Annotated in this window: 16 protein-coding genes, 1 tRNA gene and 4 pseudogenes; 4 read left to right on the top strand and 17 right to left on the bottom strand. The window is 64.5% G+C overall.

Going from position 1 to position 18,985, the window contains the following annotated elements:
• Positions 1-34 precede the first annotated feature (34 nt).
• A pseudogene (locus tag ACVWZM_RS39040) lies at positions 35-934 on the bottom strand (Mu transposase domain-containing protein); the annotation flags it as partial.
• 440 nt (positions 935-1,374) lie between these two features.
• Here ACVWZM_RS39040 and ACVWZM_RS39035 point away from each other — a divergent pair.
• Positions 1,375-2,708, top strand: a pseudogene (locus ACVWZM_RS39035) (IS5 family transposase).
• A 216-nt stretch (positions 2,709-2,924) separates the two neighbouring features.
• Here the strand turns inward: ACVWZM_RS39035 and ACVWZM_RS39030 are convergent.
• From ACVWZM_RS39030 to ACVWZM_RS39000, 7 genes are all read right to left on the bottom strand, one after another.
• Positions 2,925-3,002 (bottom strand) — tRNA-Pro (locus ACVWZM_RS39030).
• 111 nt (positions 3,003-3,113) lie between these two features.
• On the bottom strand, positions 3,114-3,707 hold the full coding sequence (locus tag ACVWZM_RS39025) for a MerR family transcriptional regulator (RefSeq protein WP_076834351.1): 594 nt from the start codon (positions 3,705-3,707) through the stop codon (positions 3,114-3,116).
• A 127-nt stretch (positions 3,708-3,834) separates the two neighbouring features.
• Positions 3,835-4,170 (bottom strand): integration host factor subunit alpha, encoded by a 336-nt coding sequence (locus ACVWZM_RS39020; RefSeq protein ID WP_035631661.1) that lies wholly within the window; start codon positions 4,168-4,170, stop codon positions 3,835-3,837.
• Positions 4,171-4,300: 130 nt separating this feature from the next.
• Positions 4,301-5,278, bottom strand: coding sequence for a beta-ketoacyl-ACP synthase III (locus ACVWZM_RS39015; protein WP_057020717.1), 978 nt, complete (start codon positions 5,276-5,278; stop codon positions 4,301-4,303).
• Positions 5,275-6,336 carry a phosphate acyltransferase PlsX gene (plsX, locus tag ACVWZM_RS39010; protein WP_076834353.1) on the bottom strand — a complete coding sequence of 354 codons (1,062 nt, stop codon included), beginning with the start codon at positions 6,334-6,336 and terminating at the stop codon, positions 5,275-5,277. The genes ACVWZM_RS39015 and plsX overlap by 4 nt, the downstream gene beginning before the upstream one ends.
• Positions 6,337-6,645: 309 nt before the next feature.
• Entirely contained in the window at positions 6,646-7,239 is a 594-nt protein-coding gene (locus ACVWZM_RS39005; protein WP_076834355.1) for a YceD family protein, read from the bottom strand.
• Positions 7,236-7,787, bottom strand: coding sequence for a ubiquinol-cytochrome C chaperone family protein (locus tag ACVWZM_RS39000; protein WP_076834357.1), 552 nt, complete (start codon positions 7,785-7,787; stop codon positions 7,236-7,238). Before ACVWZM_RS39000 ends, ACVWZM_RS39005 begins: the two co-directional genes overlap by 4 nt.
• Positions 7,788-7,924: 137 nt before the next feature.
• On the opposite strand from ACVWZM_RS39000, the gene ACVWZM_RS38995 reads away from it, so the two are divergent.
• Entirely contained in the window at positions 7,925-8,404 is a 480-nt protein-coding gene (locus tag ACVWZM_RS38995) for an outer membrane protein assembly factor BamE (RefSeq protein WP_310885889.1), read from the top strand.
• A gap of 154 nt (positions 8,405-8,558) precedes the next feature.
• Positions 8,559-9,566, top strand: a complete 1,008-nt coding sequence (locus ACVWZM_RS38990) for a Bug family tripartite tricarboxylate transporter substrate binding protein (protein WP_057020720.1) — start codon at positions 8,559-8,561, stop codon at positions 9,564-9,566.
• Between the two features lie 42 nt (positions 9,567-9,608).
• Here ACVWZM_RS38990 and ACVWZM_RS38985 read toward each other — a convergent pair whose 3' ends face one another.
• From ACVWZM_RS38985 to glyA, 9 genes and pseudogenes are all read right to left on the bottom strand, one after another.
• Positions 9,609-9,764 carry a hypothetical protein gene (locus ACVWZM_RS38985; RefSeq protein ID WP_167350400.1) on the bottom strand — a complete coding sequence of 52 codons (156 nt, stop codon included), beginning with the start codon at positions 9,762-9,764 and terminating at the stop codon, positions 9,609-9,611.
• Between the two features lie 88 nt (positions 9,765-9,852).
• On the bottom strand, positions 9,853-11,973 hold the full coding sequence (locus tag ACVWZM_RS38980) for a sodium-translocating pyrophosphatase (protein WP_076834360.1): 2,121 nt from the start codon (positions 11,971-11,973) through the stop codon (positions 9,853-9,855).
• A 285-nt stretch (positions 11,974-12,258) separates the two neighbouring features.
• A complete protein-coding gene (gene thiL, locus ACVWZM_RS38975) occupies positions 12,259-13,260 on the bottom strand; it encodes a thiamine-phosphate kinase (protein WP_076834361.1) in 1,002 nt (333 codons plus the stop codon).
• A 150-nt stretch (positions 13,261-13,410) separates the two neighbouring features.
• Positions 13,411-13,905 (bottom strand): transcription antitermination factor NusB, encoded by a 495-nt coding sequence (nusB, locus tag ACVWZM_RS38970; protein WP_016844994.1) that lies wholly within the window; start codon positions 13,903-13,905, stop codon positions 13,411-13,413.
• A gap of 2 nt (positions 13,906-13,907) precedes the next feature.
• Positions 13,908-14,400: pseudogene (ribH, locus tag ACVWZM_RS38965) on the bottom strand (6,7-dimethyl-8-ribityllumazine synthase).
• 224 nt (positions 14,401-14,624) lie between these two features.
• Positions 14,625-15,233: a riboflavin synthase gene (locus ACVWZM_RS38960; protein WP_076834365.1), complete on the bottom strand. Its 609-nt coding sequence runs from the start codon at positions 15,231-15,233 to the stop codon at positions 14,625-14,627.
• Positions 15,234-15,343: 110 nt separating this feature from the next.
• Positions 15,344-16,504, bottom strand: a complete 1,161-nt coding sequence (gene ribD, locus ACVWZM_RS38955) for a bifunctional diaminohydroxyphosphoribosylaminopyrimidine deaminase/5-amino-6-(5-phosphoribosylamino)uracil reductase RibD (protein ID WP_456855939.1) — start codon at positions 16,502-16,504, stop codon at positions 15,344-15,346.
• Entirely contained in the window at positions 16,501-16,983 is a 483-nt protein-coding gene (nrdR, locus tag ACVWZM_RS38950; protein ID WP_016844999.1) for a transcriptional regulator NrdR, read from the bottom strand. Before nrdR ends, ribD begins: the two co-directional genes overlap by 4 nt.
• A gap of 26 nt (positions 16,984-17,009) precedes the next feature.
• Positions 17,010-18,311 (bottom strand): serine hydroxymethyltransferase, encoded by a 1,302-nt coding sequence (gene glyA / locus ACVWZM_RS38945; protein WP_057020726.1) that lies wholly within the window; start codon positions 18,309-18,311, stop codon positions 17,010-17,012.
• 307 nt (positions 18,312-18,618) lie between these two features.
• On the opposite strand from glyA, the pseudogene ACVWZM_RS38940 reads away from it, so the two are divergent.
• Positions 18,619-18,825, top strand: a pseudogene (locus ACVWZM_RS38940) (hypothetical protein); the annotation flags it as partial.
• Between the last annotated feature and the right edge of the window lie 160 nt (positions 18,826-18,985).

Raw genomic sequence — 18,985 nt, 5'->3', positions numbered from 1 at the left:
CGATGTTCCTTTCCTTCATTGATAATAGCCCCCCACCACGGATGTTGGCGTGCGAGGGGGTGGCTTTGACGGGTGCGGCAGCAGGGCTCGCGCGGTCGAGCCCGGATTTGAGGATCGCGCTCACCGAGGAGTAGCTGATCGCGTTGATGACGAGTGCCCGCTCGCAGGCCGCTTCGAGCCGATCGCGCTCGTAGCGCCGTGCCAGGGCGATGATCCCCATGGCGGAGCGATAACCCTGCTCGGGATGCGGGCGCTCACGCATCATCCGCTCGACCAGAGTGGCGATGTTGACGCCGATCCGCGCTGCCATCTTGATCAAGCTCGTCGGCGTCATATTGGCATAACGCTGATGGGCCTTGGGCATGTGCTCGTTCACGGTGACATGGCCGCCGCGCTGAGAGCGGCGCACATGGCTGGCGACACGCGTGTGATCCTGGAAGATCTCGACGGCTCGATAGGTGAGCCGGACGTCCACCCGACGGCCGATCAGCCGGTGCGGCACCGAGTAAAAGGTCTTGTCGACTTCGACGTGATAATCGGGGTGGACCTTCGCCGTTTTCCACTCGGCGTATTCGAACGGCTCGCCCGGCAGCGGCGTCAACGCAGCGCGCTCGATCTCCTCGAACAGCTGCCGGCGGGATTTGCCGATATGGCGCATCGGCCGATGGTTCAGCTCCTCCAGCAGACCGCCGATCGTAGTATTGAGATCGGTCAGGTTGAAGAACCGCCGATGGCGCAGCCGTGCCAGAATCCAGCGCTCAACAATCAGCACCGCGCCTTCAACCTTGCCCTTGTCGCGCGGCTTGCGGCTGCGGGTCGGCAAAATCGTCGTGTCGTAGTGCTCGGCCATGGCGGCAAAGGTTTGGTTGAGCGTCGGCTCGAACCACAACGCCTTGACGACCCCGGCCTTCAGATTGTCGCAGACGATCGCCTTCCTTCATGCCCGGAGGGTTGAGCCGGGCCAGGTGCGGCCGATTGAGTTAGATCAAGGGCACCTCTAATCCCGCCATTTGACCCTCTTTTTCTGCCTCCGTGCGGAACTTCGTTCCCCCACGGAGAACACCCGGTAACACTCCTCCGCTGGGGATAGCGAACACTTGGCGGACCATAACCATTGCTATGGTGAGAACATCCACCGCGCGGTTCAGTAGTCCTACCGAGAACATCGACTAACCCTTGGTTGCGTCGGGGTTAATGGCAAACTAGTCGTCCGTGAAGAATGCGGATTGACTTGAGAAATAAGCAGAATTGGTCTTGATGTAGTATTCGATTTTGCAGGAAAGCGGGGTATTGGACCTCGCTTTCTTGCGTTTTAGGTTTTGCTTTTGGGTGATTCGTGATTCCCTGACGGCGTCGTCGACATTGGGGAATGCGATGAGCAAGCCGCGGGATGATCGCCAGAAAGACCTGTTGCTTCCGGCGCTTGATCAGATCATCGACATGGGTCATCCGCTGGTGCGGTTGGCAGCGCTGATCGACTGGAACATCCTGAATGAGCGCTTCAGTTCGGTGTGCCAAGCAGGGTCGGGACAGCCGGGCTTGCCGACGCGGCTAGTCGCCGGCCTGTTCATTTTGAAGCACATGCACAACCTGTCAGATGAGGTGCTGTGCGCTCGCTGGATCGAGAATCCCTATTACCAATACTTCTGCGGCGAGCTGAGCTTCCGCCACCGTCTGCCGTTCGATCGATCGTCGATGACGCGCTGGCGGCAGCGGCTCGGCGAGGAGCAGCTCGTTGCGCTATCCAGGAAAGTCTGTCGGTGGCGCACAAGACAGGCGCCCTCGGCCCGAAGGACCTGGAGCGCGTGGTGGTCGATACCACGGTGCAGCCCAAGGCGGTTGCGCATCCGACCGACGCGCGGCTCCTGCATCGAGCAATCATCAAGCTGGTCGGGCTCGCCAAGCGCAACCGTGTGCCGCTACGCCAGAGCTATCTGCGCCTGGCCAAGCGCGCCGCCATCATGACCGGCCGCTATACCCACGCCCACCAGTTCAAACGCGCCCGGCGGCAGCTCAAGTTCCTGCGGACACGGCTTGGCCGGATCATCCGCGACATCCGCCGCAAGATTGATGGCGATACGGTGCTGGAAGCTCGCTTCGGCCCGTTGCTCGGTTTAGCGCAGCAGGTGCGCAGCCAGGATCAGCATCAGCGCGGTCCGAAGGTCTATGCGTTACATGCTCCGGAGGTTGAGTGCATCGGCAAGGGTAAAGCCCGTGCGCCCTACGAGTTCGGCTGCAAGGTCAGCATCGCCACCCCTGTGACGTCTCCGAAGGGCGGCCAGTTCGTGCTCCATGCCAAGGCGCTGCATGGCAATCCCTTCGATGGGCACACGCTCGGTCCCGTAATCGCCGACATGGAGAAGCTCACCGGGGTGGAGGCTCGCGGTATCCACGTCGACAAAGGATATCGCGGTCACAACCACCCGCATCGGTTCAGGGTCTGGATCTCGGGTCAGGTCCGCCGCGTCACAGCTTCCATCCGTCGCGAGATGAAGCGTCGCGCGGCTGTCGAGCCCGTCATCGGCCACGTCAAGGCCGAGCACCGCATGGACAGAAATTATCTCAAGGGACGCCTCGGCGACCGCATCAACGCTGTTCTCGCCGCTGCCGGCTATAACTTCGGCCTGCTGCTGCGATGGCTCGCAGAGCTCTTGCGTGTCATCATCCGAGCCTTCTTCGAGACCGTCCCGGCTCGAAACACCGCTTAAGCCGGGCGCCGGCGCCAGTTCTTCACGAACGACAAACTAGGCCACTCCAAAAATCAAAGCAGGCCACTAGGGATGGAAACAGGCCAGCACCCCGGAAGCCATGAGAACATATTGCGGAGTTAGAACGTCGCACGAACGAAATTGACAACTGAATGGAAACGGGCGGCCGGTTGGCAACCGCCCGCTTGAAATCGCCATTGATCGTATTGAGAAAAATGGTCGGAGCGAGAGGATTTGAACCTCCGACCCCTAGTCTCCCAGACTAGTGCGCTAACCGGGCTGCGCCACGCTCCGATGCCGTTCCATTAGCTGCGATCCTGCGTTCGCGCAAGGCGGGGCAGGCTCTCAAAGACTGTATTCCGAGGCCGGTTCCCTTGGCAGGTTTCCTCGGCAGGCTTCCTTGCCTCAGCCGTCCTTCATCGCCGCGTCGATCATCTGTCGGCAGGCGACCAGCTCCTGCAGCACGCGTTCGAGCCGCTCCCGATCGACTGACGGAACGGAGGGACGAACCGGCGGCGCGGCGGGCGCCTTGCCCGGCTGGGCGTGCGCCTTGTAGGTCGACAGGATCGGATCCTCGTCGGGATCGACGAATCGGTAGTCGATCCCCTTCTCGTCGCCATCACTCTCCTCGCCGTCGAAATCGAGGCCGTCGCCGCTCTCGAGATCGTCGGGCTCGGCCATGCTGTTGCCGACGGCTTCCTCGACCGCGCCGAACGAGACCGCCGCGGTCTGGTCGGCGATGCCCTGCACCGATTTGATGCCGTGCTCCTTCAGGATCCGCTGCACACCGCGGATGGTGTAGCCCTCGCCGTACAGCAGCCGGCGGATGCCCTTGAGCAGGTCGACGTCGTCGGGGCGATAATAGCGGCGTCCGCCGCTGCGCTTCATCGGCTTGATCTGCGCGAAGCGCGTTTCCCAGAATCTCAGCACATGCTGGGGAATATCGAGTTCATCAGCGACCTCGCTGATGGTACGGAACGCATCCGGCGCCTTGTCCAAATGCCCGCTCCTTTGAGCTCAATGCCTGGAGCCTTTCCGTTCCGATTGAATCGGAACGGGGCTCCGGATTCTAGGTTTGCCGCGCTTTCTTCACGCGAACCGGGTATCCACTTCGCTTGAAAACGCTCTAGTCGGCCTTGCTGCCGTCGCCATTGGTGACGACATGGCCATTGATCCGCTGCTTCAGGATCGCCGACGGCTTGAACACCATCACCCGCCGCGGCGAAATCGGCACCTCGGTGCCGGTCTTCGGATTACGGCCGATACGCTGGCCCTTCTTGCGCACCATGAAGGAGCCGAATGAGGACAGCTTCACTGTCTCGCCCTTTTCCAGGCAATCGGTGATCTCCTTCAGCACCAACTCGACAAATGCCGACGATTCCGTGCGCGACAGACCCACCTTTTGGTAGACCGCCTCACACAAATCGACGCGCGTAACTGTTTTTCCGGTTCCCGTGGTCATCGCCTGCCCCGCACTCTCGGCGAACAATTTCTTGACTGAAATTAAAAGCTTAGCGCGCAATGGTCAACAGTGACCAGCGCCCAGGCGCAGGAAAGATACCGGCAACCTGTCGATACTGTTTGGCGATACGCTACCAGCGCACGAGCGCCGAGCCCCAGGTGAAGCCGCCGCCCATCGCCTCGAACAGCACCAGATCGCCCTTCTTGACGCGCCCGTCCTTCACGGCGACCGACAGCGCGAGCGGGATCGAGGCCGCCGACGTGTTGCCGTGCTTGTCGACCGTCAGGACCACCTTCTGCGGCGCAATATGGAGCTTGTGCGCCGACGCATCGATGATTCGCTTGTTGGCCTGGTGCGGGATGAACCAGGTGATGTCCTCGGCGGTAAAGCCGGTGGCGTTGAAGGCGTCGACGATCACGTCGGTGATCATGCCGACGGCGTGCTTGAACACCTCGCGGCCCTCCATCCGGAGATACCCGACCGTCCTGGTCGAGCCGGGCCCGCCATCGACGAACAGCTTCGCCTTGTGGCGGCCGTCGGAGCGCAGATGCGTCGTCAACACGCCGGGGTCGCTGGTGGTGCCGGAATGCTGCTGCGCCTCCAGCACGACCGCGCCGGCGCCGTCGCCGAACAGCACGCAGGTGCCGCGGTCGTTCCAGTCGAGGATGCGTGAGAAGGTCTCGGCACCGATCACCAGCGCCCGCTTGTGGGTGCCGGCGCGCAGGAAATTATCGGCGGTGGCCAGCGCGAAGACGAAGCCGGAGCAGACCGCCTGCAGGTCGAAGGCGACGCCATGGTTGATGCCGAGCCCGTGCTGGACGGCGACCGCGGTGGCGGGAAAGGTGTTGTCGGGCGTCGAGGTCGCGAGCACGATCAGGTCGATCGACTGCGCATCGACTTGCGCGTGGGCGAGCGCGGCCTGCGCCGCCTTGATCGCCAGATGCGAGGTGAATTCGTCGTCGGCCGCGATGTGGCGCTCGCTGATGCCGGTGCGCTGCACGATCCAGTCATCCGACGTGTCGATCCGGGTGGCCAGTTCGGCATTGGTCAAAACCCGCTCCGGCAAATATGAGCCGCAGCCGAGCACTACCGAACGTATAGCAGTCACGAGACAGCCTCCTGCGCGGTCTGCGCCTGCACCAGCGCACTGCCGTCGCGATTAAGCATCTGATTGATCTTGGTGAGGAGATCGAAGTGGGCCATCTCATAGCCAACATCCACCGCATAGGCAAAGCCTTCCGCGTTGGTGCCGCCATGGCTCTTGACCACGACGCCCTTCAGGCCGAGCAGCAGGCCGCCATTCGACTTGTTGGGATCGAGCTTGTCGCGCAGCTTCTGGAACGCGCCGCGGGCCAGCAAATAGCCGATCCGCGCTAGCCAGCTAGATGACATGGCCTCGCGCAGCAGCGTGAACATCTGGCGCGCGGTTCCTTCGGCGGCCTTGAGCGCAATGTTGCCGCTGAAACCTTCCGACACGATGACGTCGGCGAGGCCCTTGCCGATCGCGTCGCCCTCGACGAAGCCGATATAGTTGAACTGCGTCGAGTTCATCGCACGCAGCATCTCCGCCGCCTCGCGGATTTCCCCGTGCCCCTTCATCTCCTCGGACCCGATGTTGAGCAGGCCGACGGTCGGCCGTTCGAGGTTGAACAGCACGCTCGCCATGGCGCTGCCCATCACCGCCAGCGTCGCCAGATGGCGGGCGTCGCCGCCGATCGTGGCGCCGAGGTCGAGCACGACAGAATCGCCGCGCAGCGTCGGCCACACCGCCGCAAGCGCCGGGCGGTCGACACCGGGGAGCGTCCGCAGATTGAGGCTGCCCATCGCCATCAGCGCGCCGCTGTTGCCGGCGGAGACCGCAACGTCGGCCTCGCCATGCTTCACGGCGTCGATCGCGAGCCACATCGAGGACGCCCTTCGGGTCCGCCGCAGCGCCTGGCTCGGCTTCTCATCGTTCTTCACGGCGACGTCGGTATGGATCACTTTCGATACCGCCTTCAGTGCCGGATGCTTGGCGAGCTCCGGCTCGATCTGGGCCCGGTCCCCGACCAGCAGGAATTCGCTGTCGGGATGACGGCTTAACGAGATCGCGGCGCCGGGAATGACGACGGAAGCGCCGACATCGCCCCCCATGGCGTCAAGCGCTATTCGAACCTTTTGAGGCATGAACGTCCCGGAAGCCTGCTTTCCCGCAGCCTTCAGACGAAGACCGCGCGCTTGAAGTCACCGCCGTCAACGGCGCGCGGCGAAACACCAACTCGCGTCCCGGCCGGGCCGCGACAATAGCGTGTCCTCGGTCCGACACAACCTCTTGACCGCAAATGAGGCAGCTGCCGAACCGTCACGCAACACATCGGAGCATACCAGAAATACATTGTATTTCAATGTATTGTGACACGTATTTGAAGTAACTAGGAACACCGCTCGCGCAAGCTTGCAGGCAAGCCATCCCCGCAAATGTGGCGCCAGGCGCCCTCAACTTCCCTTGGGCTTCTTGCCGTCCGGCTTTTCCTTCAACGCCTTCAGCGCCGCGAAAGGATGATTTTCCGGGTCAGGCGCTTCAGCCTTCTGTTCAAAGACCGCATCCACCTTGCGCGGATACGGGTCTATGCCGAGAAACAGCGCATCGGTGGCAAGCCGGCCGATATCGATGAAGCCGCCGACGATCGGCTCCGGCGGGTCCGGCGTTTCCTCATCGCTGTCGTCGGCGTCGTCGACCAGGTCGGCCATTTGCGGGATCTGCTCGGGCGGCGCGAACACCACATCGATCGGCTCATCGATCTCGTTCTCGATCGGATCGAGCGTCACCACGCAGGTCTGCCCGACCCTGGCCTTAACTCTGCCGGTGACGTGGTAGCTGCCGTCGCGTTTGGGCTGCAGGTCGAACTCTGCACGCGCGGAGACGACCTCCCTCAACTCGGCAACTTCGGCCATCGCCTTGCGCGCCGCCTCGTCGGCTGCGATCTCGCGATGCAGGCCGGTCTCCGGAATCTGCGCGATGTTGACCAGGACCCGCCAGGGGTCGCGGTCGCGCCGTGCATCGGGCTGCCCTGTGCTGCCGCCGCTCATGCCGCCGTCCCCGCAGGCTGTGGTGCCGGAAAACGCCAGGTACCCTTGGCCAACGCCGCGAGATCGGCGCGCGCCAGCTCTTTGATCGCCTCCTTGGCGTAGGCGGCGAGCTCGCGGGCCTTGTCGATGTTCTGACCGTTGAGGATGTTCTTGCAGAACGACTCGGCCAAGGCTGCCTCGCTGTCGGTCAGCGCCAGATCATAGGCCGCGGTGCGGCCGTAGAAGGCTTCACCGAACGCCTGCATGCGCTTCGGCACCGTGAGGTCGCCGACGCCCATTTCGCGCAGATTGTCGTCCATATCGATGCAGAAATGATCAAACAGGGCCTGGGACAGCGCGACGCCGCCCTCGACGGATTTCAGTCGCCGCAGCACCAGCCACAGATGCATCAGAAGCAGGTCAAAACGGCCATTAACCGTGTCCGGAACGCCCAAGTCACGGTAAAACAACGGTTCTCGCGCCTGCGTCACGATCATGCCATAGATGGTCTCAATGGTGCTGCGCGCGGGCACCCGGGGTCTTCTGAAGTGATTGAACGGCCAAAGCATGACGGGTTCCGGCTGCCGGTCCCCAAAGGGTCGCCTGTTGAGAGGTCGCCCATTGGAGCTCGGCATGATTGCAATCCATTGAGCTGCCCGGTACGTCAATGCCTCGGCCGATGCAAGGGGACGGATCAGTTCCGCCGATGAACCACATTCTTTCACGACAGTCTCGCGCCGCTTCCGCGCGCGGGTTCTTTTCGCGTCTCCGCGCCGTCGCGGCGATTGGCCTCGTCTGCGCCGCCGCACTCGGCGGCTGCGCCGGGGAACAATTCCAGAAGGGCTACATCCTGCCCGAGGGGGCGCTCGAGCAGATCCCGATCGGCGCGAGCCAGGACCAGGTGCTCATCGTGCTCGGCACGCCCTCGACGGTCGCAACGCTGGACGGCGAGGTGTTTTATTACATCTCGCAACGGACCTCCCGCCCGGTCGCCTTCATGAATCAGCGGGTGATCGACCAGCGCGTGATCGCGGTCTATTTCGACAAGAACCGGCAGGTGCGCCGACTGGCCAATTACGGCCTGAAGGACGGCAAGATCTTCGACTTCGTCAGCCGGTCCACGCCGACGTCGGGCCAGGAAATGTCCTACCTGACACCGCTCTTCAAGCTGCTGAGCTTCAACTAGAGCGTTTTCGAGCGAAGTGGGCTCCGGTTCGCGTGAGACAACGCGTCAAGCCGGAGTCCAGAGCATAAGCCGCTGCGCCAAGTTGTCGCTTGCCCGAGGGGCAAGCGGTCCCCTAGTTTGCTCGCAAACAAGAGCCTGAGCAGGGGGTAAACGCATGACAGCCAAGAGATTTTCCCGTCGTACGGTATTGTCGGGCACGGCCGCATTGACGGCCGCGGCGATCCTGCCGCGCGCGAGCCTCGGCGCCGGTGACTGGCGGCCGACCGAGACCGTCCGCATCATCGTGCCGGCGGCGGCCGGCGGCTCGACCGACGTGATGGGGCGGCTGCTCGCGGCGCATTTGCAGCCGCTCTGGGGCCAGTCGGTGGTGGTGGAGAATCGCTCCGGCGCCGGCGGCACCATCGGCACATCCGAGGTCACACGCGCCAAGGGCGACGGCCACACCATCCTGATAGGCAATCCCGGCCCCAACGCGATCGCCTACAGCATCTTCCGCAACCTGACCTACAAGGCCGACCAGTTGCAGCCGGTCTCCAACATGATCCGGATTCCGAACATCGTGTCGGCGCATCCGTCGACCGGTCTCAAGTCGATCCCCGAATTGATCGCCTTTCTGAAGAAGAATCCGGACAAGCTCACCTACGGCTCGTCCGGCACCGGACAAAGCCCTCACCTCACCGGTGCCTGGTTCCTGCAGCTCACCGGGTTGAAGATGACGCACGTGCCGTTCCGCGGCGCCGGTCCCGCATTGCAGGCCGGGCTCGCCGGCGACATCCAGATCCTGTTCGACAATCTCTATCCGTCGCTGCCGCAGGTGCAGGACGGCAAGCTCAACGGCCTCTGTGTCACCACGCCGGAGCGTAGCGATTCCGCACCGAACCTGCCGACAATGCGCGAGGGCGCGCCGGAACTGGCAAAGTTCGACGTCTCGTCCTGGTTCGGCGTGTTCCTGCCGAAGACCGCGCCCGCCCCGGTGCTCGACGAGTTGAACCGCCAAGTCAAGGCGATGCTGGAGCGCGACGACGTCAAGAAGAACATCGCCGGCATGGGCGCGCGCGCCGACTACGGCACGCCCCAGCAATTCTCCGATTTCGTCGATGCCGAGACGAAGAAGTTCGCGGCGATCATCGAGAAGGAAGGCTTGCAGATGGAGGTCAAGTAACAGCTGCCGTCACGACGTTTCCTGAGCACGTTGCGGCCAACGCTACGAAGACTTGTTGATCTTCTTGACCTTGGCGTCGGTCGCTTCAATCGACATCGCCAGTTCCATGATCGCCTTCGAGAGCAGCTCGATGGCCTCCTTCTGATCCTGCGATTTGGAGGCGCGGAGCGCGTAGTTCCGTGCGGATGAGAGCGACATCGATTGATCTCCGTGTTGTTCGCGTCTGGTTCAAAAATAAAACCCCGCGGCTTTCACCGCGGGGCCTCGTTTCAGTCGTGTCCGCCGCTCAGTGCGCCAGGATCGCCAGCAGCAGCAGCGCCACGATGTTGGTGATCTTGATCATCGGGTTCACCGCCGGGCCCGCCGTATCCTTGTAGGGATCGCCGACGGTATCGCCGGTCACCGCGGACTTGTGGGCGTCAGAGCCCTTGCCGCCGTAGTGGCCGTCCTCGATGTACTTCTTGGCGTTGTCCCACGCGCCGCCGCCCGAGGTCATCGAGATCGCGACGAACAGGCCGGTGACGATGACGCCGAGCAACATGGCGCCGACCGCGGAGAAAGCGGCCGACTTACCGGCTGCGCCACCGCCCGCGATCGCGTAGATCAGGAAGTAGACCACGATCGGCGACAGCACCGGCAGCAGCGACGGGATGATCATCTCCTTGATCGCCGCCCGGGTCAGCAGGTCGACCGCCTTGCCGTAGTCCGGCTTGTCGGTACCCTGCATGATGCCGGGCTTCTCGCGGAACTGACGGCGCACTTCCTCGACGATCGCGCCGGCGGCGCGACCGACCGCGGTCATACCCATCGCACCGAACAGATACGGCAGCAGGCCGCCGAACAGCAGGCCGACCACGACGTAAGGATTGTTCAGGGAGAAGTCCGGGTTGACGCCCTTGAAGTAGGCATGGGCATTGGAGTCGCTGATGAAGAATTTGAGGTCCTGATTATAGGCCGCAAACAGCACCAGCGCACCGAGACCGGCGGAGCCGATCGCGTAGCCTTTGGTCACCGCCTTGGTGGTGTTGCCGACCGCGTCGAGCGCGTCGGTCGACTTGCGCACCTCCTTGGGCAGCCCCGCCATCTCGGCGATGCCGCCGGCGTTGTCGGTAACCGGGCCGAAGGCGTCGAGCGCGACGATCATGCCGGCCAGCGCCAGCATGGTGGCGGTCGCGATCGCGATGCCGAACAGGCCGGCAAGGCTGTAGGTGACGAGGATGCCGGCGATGATCACGATCGCGGGCAGCGCGGTCGCTTCCATCGAGACCGCGAGGCCCTGGATCACGTTGGTGCCGTGACCGGTGACCGAGGCCGAGGCGATCGACTTCACCGGGCGATAGTCGGTGCCGGTGTAGTATTCGGTGATCCAGATGATCAGGCCGGTGACGACGAGACCGACCACGCCACACCAGAACAGCGCCATGCCGGTATAGTCGACGCCGTCGAGCTTGCCGAAGCCGACCAGCCAATTGATCACGAGCGCGACGCCGACCAGCGACAGGATGCCGGTGGCGATCAGGCCCTTGTAGAGGGCGCCCATGATGGACTGGCTGGCACCGAGCTTGACGAAGAAGGTGCCGATGATCGAGGTGATGATGCAGATGCCGCCGATCGCGAGCGGCAGCGTCATCATGTTCACCAGGATCGGCGTCTTGGCGAAGAAGATCGCCGCGAGCACCATGGTGGCGACCGCAGTCACCGCATAGGTCTCGAACAGGTCCGCCGCCATGCCGGCGCAGTCGCCGACATTGTCGCCGACATTGTCGGCGATGGTGGCCGGGTTACGCGGATCGTCCTCGGGGATACCGGCCTCGACCTTGCCGACGAGGTCGCCGCCGACGTCCGCACCCTTGGTGAAGATGCCGCCGCCGAGACGGGCGAAGATCGAGATCAGCGAGGCGCCGAAGCCGAGCGCCACCATGGCGTCGACCACGGTGCGGCTGCCCGCTTCCAGACCCATGAACTTGACCAGGATCATGAAATAGATGGTGACGCCGAGCAGCGCGAGCCCCGCAACCAGCATGCCGGTGATCGCGCCCGCCTTGAAGGCGAGTTCGAGGCCGCCGGCGAGCGAGGTGGTTGCCGCCTGCGCGGTGCGGACGTTGGCGCGCACCGAGACGTTCATGCCGATGAAGCCGGCAGCCCCCGACAGGATGGCGCCGATCGCAAAGCCGATCGCCACCGGCAGGCCCAGGAAGTAGGCCAGCACCACGAAGATCACGATACCGACCATGCCGATCGTGGTGTACTGCCGCCGCAGATAGGCCTGTGCGCCCTCGCGCACCGCGGCCGCGATTTCCTGCATGCGCGGATTACCCGCATCCGCGTTCAAGACCGACTGCGTCGCCCAGATCGCGTAGACGATGGAAAGCGCCCCGCAGAGCACAATCAACCATAAAGCTGTCATGTTGCCTCAGATCCTTGATGTAACCCCCGCGCCTTCTTGTGCCGCTAGGGGGCGGCAGGCGCTTATTTTGCGAGGACAATCCTCCCCAAAAACGGATTGCCTCAAATCGGGCGCGACCTTGCCAAAATCGTTACCGCTGTGCAACGCCGCCCGTGGCCGAAAACGCCGATATCGGCAGCTATTTAGAAGGAAAATCGGCGCGATCCGGCGCGGGAAGTCCAGAGCTGCTTCCGTTCCGACGCGTTTTCTTAACGCGAACCGGTGCCCGCTTCGCTCGAAAACGCTCTAGAAATGGCTGTAGGACAGCCGCCTCAGCTTCAGTTCCCGCCCCTGCCCGTCGAGGAAGCTTGGTGGCGACAAGCCTGCGATCAGGCCGCCGATTGCGGTCACCGCGACCTTGGCCTGCCGTGCGTCGCGCAGAAACGCGTCGACATGATCGCTCGGGACCGCGCACAAGAGCTCGTAATCATCACCGCCGGCCACCAAGGTCTCGATACCGATCGCCCTGCGCGCGAGCAGCCCTGCGGCTGCAGACGACAACGGGATGCTCGGCACGTTGATCACGCCCGCCACACCACTGGCTGCGCAAAGCTTGGTCAGATCGCCGGCAAGACCGTCGGACACATCCATCGCGGCGCTGGCGTGGGTGCGGACGGCCGTGGCCAAGGCGTCCCGCGGCTGCGGAACACGGTAACGGGCGGCAAGAAAATCCCGCCCGACGACATCGTCCGCCAGAGCCGCGGCGACCGGGCCACCCCGGAGCACATCGAGGCCGAGCGCGGCGTCTCCGATCGTGCCGGTGACGAACACACGGTCGCCCGCCTGTGCTCCCGCGCGATGCACCATCGTGCCCTGCGGCACCCGGCCGAACGCAGTGATCGAGATCATCAGCGGCCCCGGTGTCGAGACCGTGTCGCCGCCGAGCAGCGGGCAGCCGAAATGCGCGGCGTCCTCGCCGAGCGCCCGGGCAAACGGCTTCAGCCAGGCCTCCTCGGCGCCGCGCAGCGCCAGCGTCAGCACGAAGCCCGCCGGCACCGCGCCCTTGGCGGCGATGTCGGAGAGGTTCACCCGCAGCGCCTTGCGCGCCAGCGTGTCGGGCGGATCATCGCCGAGGAAATGCACGCCCTCGACGATGGCGTCCGTGGTGACCACGATGTCCTCGCCGGCCGCCCTCAGCGCGGCGGCGTCGTCGTCGAGCCCGAACGCACCCGGATCGGTCGCGAGCGGCTTGAAATAGCGCGCGATTAGGGAGTCTTCGCCGGAGGTATGTTTGCTTGCTTGGGTCATCAACCCGTCATCCTGAGGTGCGAGCAAAGCGAGCCTCGAAGGATGCACGGCCCCGATGCGACCGTAGCGCCACGCCGTCGCCCTTCGAGGCCTCCGCTTCGCTACGGCACCTCAGGGTGACGGCTACGGAGGTGGGCGGCATCGCGGCACCTAGCTCCGCACAAACTCGTCGCCGCGGAACTGGCGCGCGATCTGGTCGAGCACGGCGTTGACCATGCCGGTTTCGTCCTTCTCAACGAAGGCATGCGCGACGTCGACATATTCGGAGACCACCACGCGGCCCGGCACGTCTTTGCGGTGCTCGAGCTCGTAGGAGCCTGCCCGCAGCACCGCGCGCAGGATAGCGTCGATCCGCTTCAGCGGCCAGCCCTTCGACAGCGCCTCGTCGATCAAAGGATCGAGCCGGGCCTGGTCGCGCACCACGCCGGAGACCACGTCGCGGAAGAACGCGGCTTCCGCCGGCAAATATTTCTCGCCCTCGACCTCGTTGCCGAGCCAGTGGCTCTCGAACTCGGCGAAGATGTCGTTGATGCCGGCGCCGCCAATGTCCATCTGATAGAGCGCCTGTACCGCCGCGAGCCGTGCCGCGCCGCGGCGGTTGGCTTTTCTGTCGGGGGCTTTCGCGGGCTTCTTGTTGTCTGCCATGGTCAGGCCTTTGCCAGGCGGCGTTTGATCCGCAGCATCGCCAGCGCCGCACGCGCCGCGTCGCCGCCCTTGTTGAGTTCGCTGGCGCGCGCCCGCGCCCAGGCCTGCGCCTCGGTGTTGACGGTGAGGATGCCGTTGCCGAGCGGGAATTTCCGGCTGATGGCCAAATCCATCAATCCGCGCGAGGACTCCTGCGAGACGATCTCGAAATGGATGGTGTCGCCGCGCACCACGCAGCCGAGCGCGATCGCCGCGTCATACGGCTTGCCGTTCGCTTCAGCCGCATCGATCGCGATCGCAATCGCCGCCGGAATCTCCAGCGCGCCCCGGCACCGTGATCACGTCGTGCGTCGCACCCGCGGCCTTGATCTCGGCCAACGCGCCTTCCAGCAGCGCGTCCTGGATGTCGTCATAGAACCGCGCCTCGACGATCAGCACGCGTGCGCCGGTAATGTCGGTCTGGTCCTTCAGGGGTGCGCGCCGCGCGTCAGCCATCTACGTATCCATTTCATATTGTTGACATTTACCGATAACGTTGGATGTCAACGTTTCGCGAGTTTGTAGTCGCCCCGACGACTGAAGCCAAGCACGAATGCCTCAGGCACTGTCATTCCGGGATGGTCCGAAGGACCAGACCGCAGGTGCACAATAGTGCACCGGGGAATCTCGAGATTCCGGGTTCGATGCTTGCGCATCGCCCCGGAATGACCGCTATGCCGTCATTTCATCTCCGACAGCCGCGCCGCGTAGCGGGCCATCAGATCGACCTCGATATTGACCTCGCTGCCGGCCTTCCAGCCGCTCAGGGTCGTCACGGAAAGCGTGTGCGGGATGATCAGCACCGAAAAGCTGACGTGGTCGACCGTGTTCACGGTCAGCGACACGCCGTCCAGTGTGACCGATCCCTTCGCCGCGATGAAACGCGCCAGTTCGCGGCTGGTTCGCAGCTCGAAGCGCGCCATGTCGGGCAGATCGTCGCGCTTGACGATGGTGGCGATGCCGTCGGCATGCCCGGCCACGATGTGACCGCCGAGTTCGTCGCCGATCTTGAGCGCGCGCTCGAGATTGAGCCGGCTGCCCTGTCCCCAATGCTTGGCGGTGGTCATGCCGAGCGTCTCGGCCGCGGCATCGACATCGAACCAGGTCTTGCCATCGGCGGTGCCGGAGGCGACGACGGTGAGGCAGACGCCATTGCAGGCGATCGAGGCGCCGTCGGCGATCGTGGTCTGGTCGTAGTCGCAGGCAATCCGCATCCGGTGCAGCTGCCCCTGCGCCACCTGCTTCAGGCTGGTGATCTCACCGATATCGGTGACAATTCCCGTGAACACAACAAACCTCTTACTCTTCGTCATGGCCGGGCTTGACCCGGCCATCCACGACTTACTTCACTGCTGGCGACCAAGACGTGGATGCCCGGGTCAAGCCCGGGCATGACGACCTAGGATCGATCGTAGATAGTCAAAACATCTTTGGCCAAGGCTTCGCTAGCACGAAGCCGGAAGGCGGGCGACTGCGTGATTGCGTCGAGCGGCATTGCGTCCAGCGCGGGAACGCCGTCGGCACCGATCGCATCAGGCCCGCGCAACAGCCAGATCTCGTCGACAAGGCCGGCTGCCACGAAAGAATTTGCCACGCGCGATCCGCCCTCGACCAGCAGCCGCGAGATCCCCTTCTCCGCCAGCATATGCAGGACGGACGGCAGATCGAGCCCTTGGGACGCGCCGGCGGCGACGCGGATCACCTGCGCGCCGGCGGCACCTAGCTTCACCGCGGCAGGCGCCTCCGCCATATCCGAGCTCAGCACCCAGAGCGGCGTCTCGCGCGCCGAATGCACCAGGCGGCTGTCGCCAGAGATCCGCAGCGCGCGGTCCAGCACCAGGCGCACCGGCGAGCGCGCCGCCATGCCGGGCAGCCGGCAGGTCAAGAGCGGATCGTCGGCCTTGACCGTGCCGATGCCGACCAGGATCGCATCGCTCTGCGCGCGCAGCAGATGCACGCGCGTCCGCGCGGCCTCTCCGGTGATCGTAACCGGCTTACGGCCGCTGGCAGCGATCTTGTCGTCGGCGGACACCGCGAGCTTGAGGATCACATGCGGGCGCTTGTCGCGGATGCGGCGGAAGTGCCCGGCATGGTCGCGCGCGGCCTCTTCCGCCCACAGCCCGACATCGACCGCGATGCCCGCGGCACGCAGCTTGGAGTGCCCCTGCCCCGCGACTTCCGGATTGGGATCCTCGATCGCCGAGACGACGCGGGCGAGCCCGGCCGCCACAACGGCGTCCGCACAGGGCGGCGAGCGGCCGAAATGCGAGCAGGGTTCGAGCGTCACGTAGAGCGTGGCGCCGCGCGCGGCATCGCCGGCGCGTCTGAGTGCCTCGACCTCGGCATGCGGCCGGCCGCCTGCTTGCGTCCAGCCGCGGCCGACGATCACGCCGTCCTTGACGATGACGGCGCCGACCGCCGGATTGGGCCAGGTGCGCCCGAGCCCGCGCCGGCCAAGCGCCAGCGCCAGCTGCATGAAGCGCAGATCGGCCGCCTTTGCCGCTTCCTTGGCCTCTTTGGCCTTCTGCGCGAACTGGTCTTCCAGAATGCGGAAGATCATTTGCGTAGCGTCGCGAGCCGCGGGTCCTCTTCGCCGGTCAATTCGTCGAGCACGGCCTCGAAGTCCTTGGCCTCGCGGAAATTGCGGTAGACCGAGGCGAAGCGCACATAGGCGACGTCGTCGAGCTGGCGCAGATGCTCCATCACGATCTCGCCGATCGCCTCAGAGGAGACCTCGGCCTCGCCGCCGCTTTCGAGCTCGCGCACGATGGTGGACACCATCTTCTCCACCCGCTCGGATTCCACCGGGCGCTTGCGCAAGGAGATCTGCAGCGAGCGCACCAGCTTGTCGCGGTCGAACGGCACGCGGCGGCCGTTGCGCTTGATCACGGTCAGTTCGCGCAGCTGCACCCGCTCGAAGGTCGTGAAGCGGAAGTTGCAGGCCATGCAGACGCGACGCCTGCGAATGACCGCGGAGTCCTCGGTCGGACGCGAGTCCTTGACCTGCGTGTCGAGAGAATTGCAGCTCGGGCAGCGCATCCGACGGGACCTCTAGCAACGACCTTTTACTGATAGATCGGGAAGCGATCGGTCAGCGCCTTGACGCGCTCCTTGATCGCGGCCTCGACCAGCGGCGCCTTGCCGTCCGGCGACTGCGCCAGCGCATTCAGCACTTCCGCGATCATGCCGCCGACCTGCTTGAACTCGGCGACGCCGAAGCCGCGCGTGGTCGCCGCCGGCGTACCGAGCCGCAGGCCGGAGGTGACGAACGGCTTTTCGGGATCGAACGGGATACCGTTCTTGTTGCAGGTGATGGCGGCGCGCACCAGCGCCTTCTCGGAGATGTTGCCCTTCAGGCCCTTCGGCCTGAGGTCGACCAGCATCAGATGGTTGTCGGTGCCGCCCGAGACGATGTCGAGGCCATGGCCGCGCAGCGTCTCCGCCAGCGCCTTGGCGTTCTCGACCACGTTCTTGGCATAGACCTTGAAGTCCGGCCGCAGCGCTTCTGCGAACGCCACCGCCTTGGCGGCGATGACGTGCATCAGCGGACCGCCCTGCAGGCCCGGGAAGATCGCCGAGTTCAGCTTCTTGGCCAGCGTCTCGTCATTGGTGAGGATCAGGCCGCCGCGCGGGCCGCGCAGCGACTTGTGCGTCGTGGTGGTGGTGACGTGGGCGTGCGGCACCGGCGAGGCATGCACGCCGCCGGCCACGAGGCCCGCGAAATGCGCCATGTCGACCAGCAGATACGCGCCGACGGAATCCGCGATCTCGCGGAAGCGCTTGAAGTCCCAGGCGCGCGAATAGGCCGAGCCGCCGGCGATGATCAGCTTCGGCTTGACCTGCTCGGCCAGCTTCTGCACCTCGTCCATGTCGATGATCTGGTCCTCGCGGCGCACGGTGTAGTGCGCGGCCTTGAACCACTTGCCTGACATGTTGACCGGCGAACCATGGGTGAGATGGCCGCCGGCCGCGAGGTCGAGGCCCATGAAGGTGTCGCCGGGTTGCAGCAGCGCCAGAAACGCCGCCTGGTTCATCTGGCTGCCAGAGTTCGGCTGGACGTTGGCGAAGCCGGCGCCGAACAGCTTCTTGGCGCGCTCGATCGCCAGCGTCTCGGCGACGTCGACCCACTCGCAACCGCCGTAGTAGCGCGCGCCCGGATAACCCTCCGCATATTTGTTAGTCATCACCGAGCCCTGCGCCTCCAGCACGGCGCGGCTGACGATGTTTTCGGAGGCGATCAGCTCGATCTCATGACGCTGCCGGCCGAGCTCGCCCTTGATCGCGGCGGCGATCTCGGGATCGGCCTGGGCGAGGGTCGCGGTGAAGAAGGAATCGGGCGCGGAAGCGGTCTTGCTGGACGAGGTCATCGGCGAAATATCTCCACCGCCGCAAGCCTTTAGGCAGGATGCGGACGGTCACGAGTGGCGGTCGAAGCTGGTTTCAGAGCGTTATCACATCGCCCCAAAATGGCCAAGCGGTTGCGGTCCCTGCCGGTCAATTATGCCAGATATGGTGGGGATGGCGGGGATTGCTAGCCGGCCGGACGGCCGCCCCCGCCGCGCGGCCAGCACGGCTGTGGCAGCCGCCGAGTGGAACGTGACTCCCCTTCCCGACCGCGCGGGGACCGCGGACGAGACAACTATCGCCTCGAGGTTTCAACGCGTTGCTCGCGCAACCGCCGACACCGCGAACACCGCACGCGTCCCGGGGGTCGTGCTTGGCGACCTCGCCTTGCATTACGAATGGGACAACAACTGGCGCGCGGCGCTCAACGTCGTGAACGTCACTGACAAGATTTATGTCGCGAGCTGCGCGACCATCAGCTCCTGCTACTACGGCGATCGCCGCCGCATCACGGCGAGCCTCGCCTACAAATGGTGAGCTGAACTTTCAGTTCACGGAAAATCATGTGACCGAGAGGCGGCATTCGGCCGCCTCTCTTTTTTCGCTGTCGTCAGGGTGGTGTCAGCTTGTCACGCTAGGTTTCGCGTCGCGGCGATATTTGCCGTGCCCAGACTGGCCCGCTCCGAAATGCGAGCCC

The organism is Bradyrhizobium sp. USDA 4501 (assembly GCF_054062115.1).
This window is presented reverse-complemented; position numbering and strand designations above follow the sequence as displayed.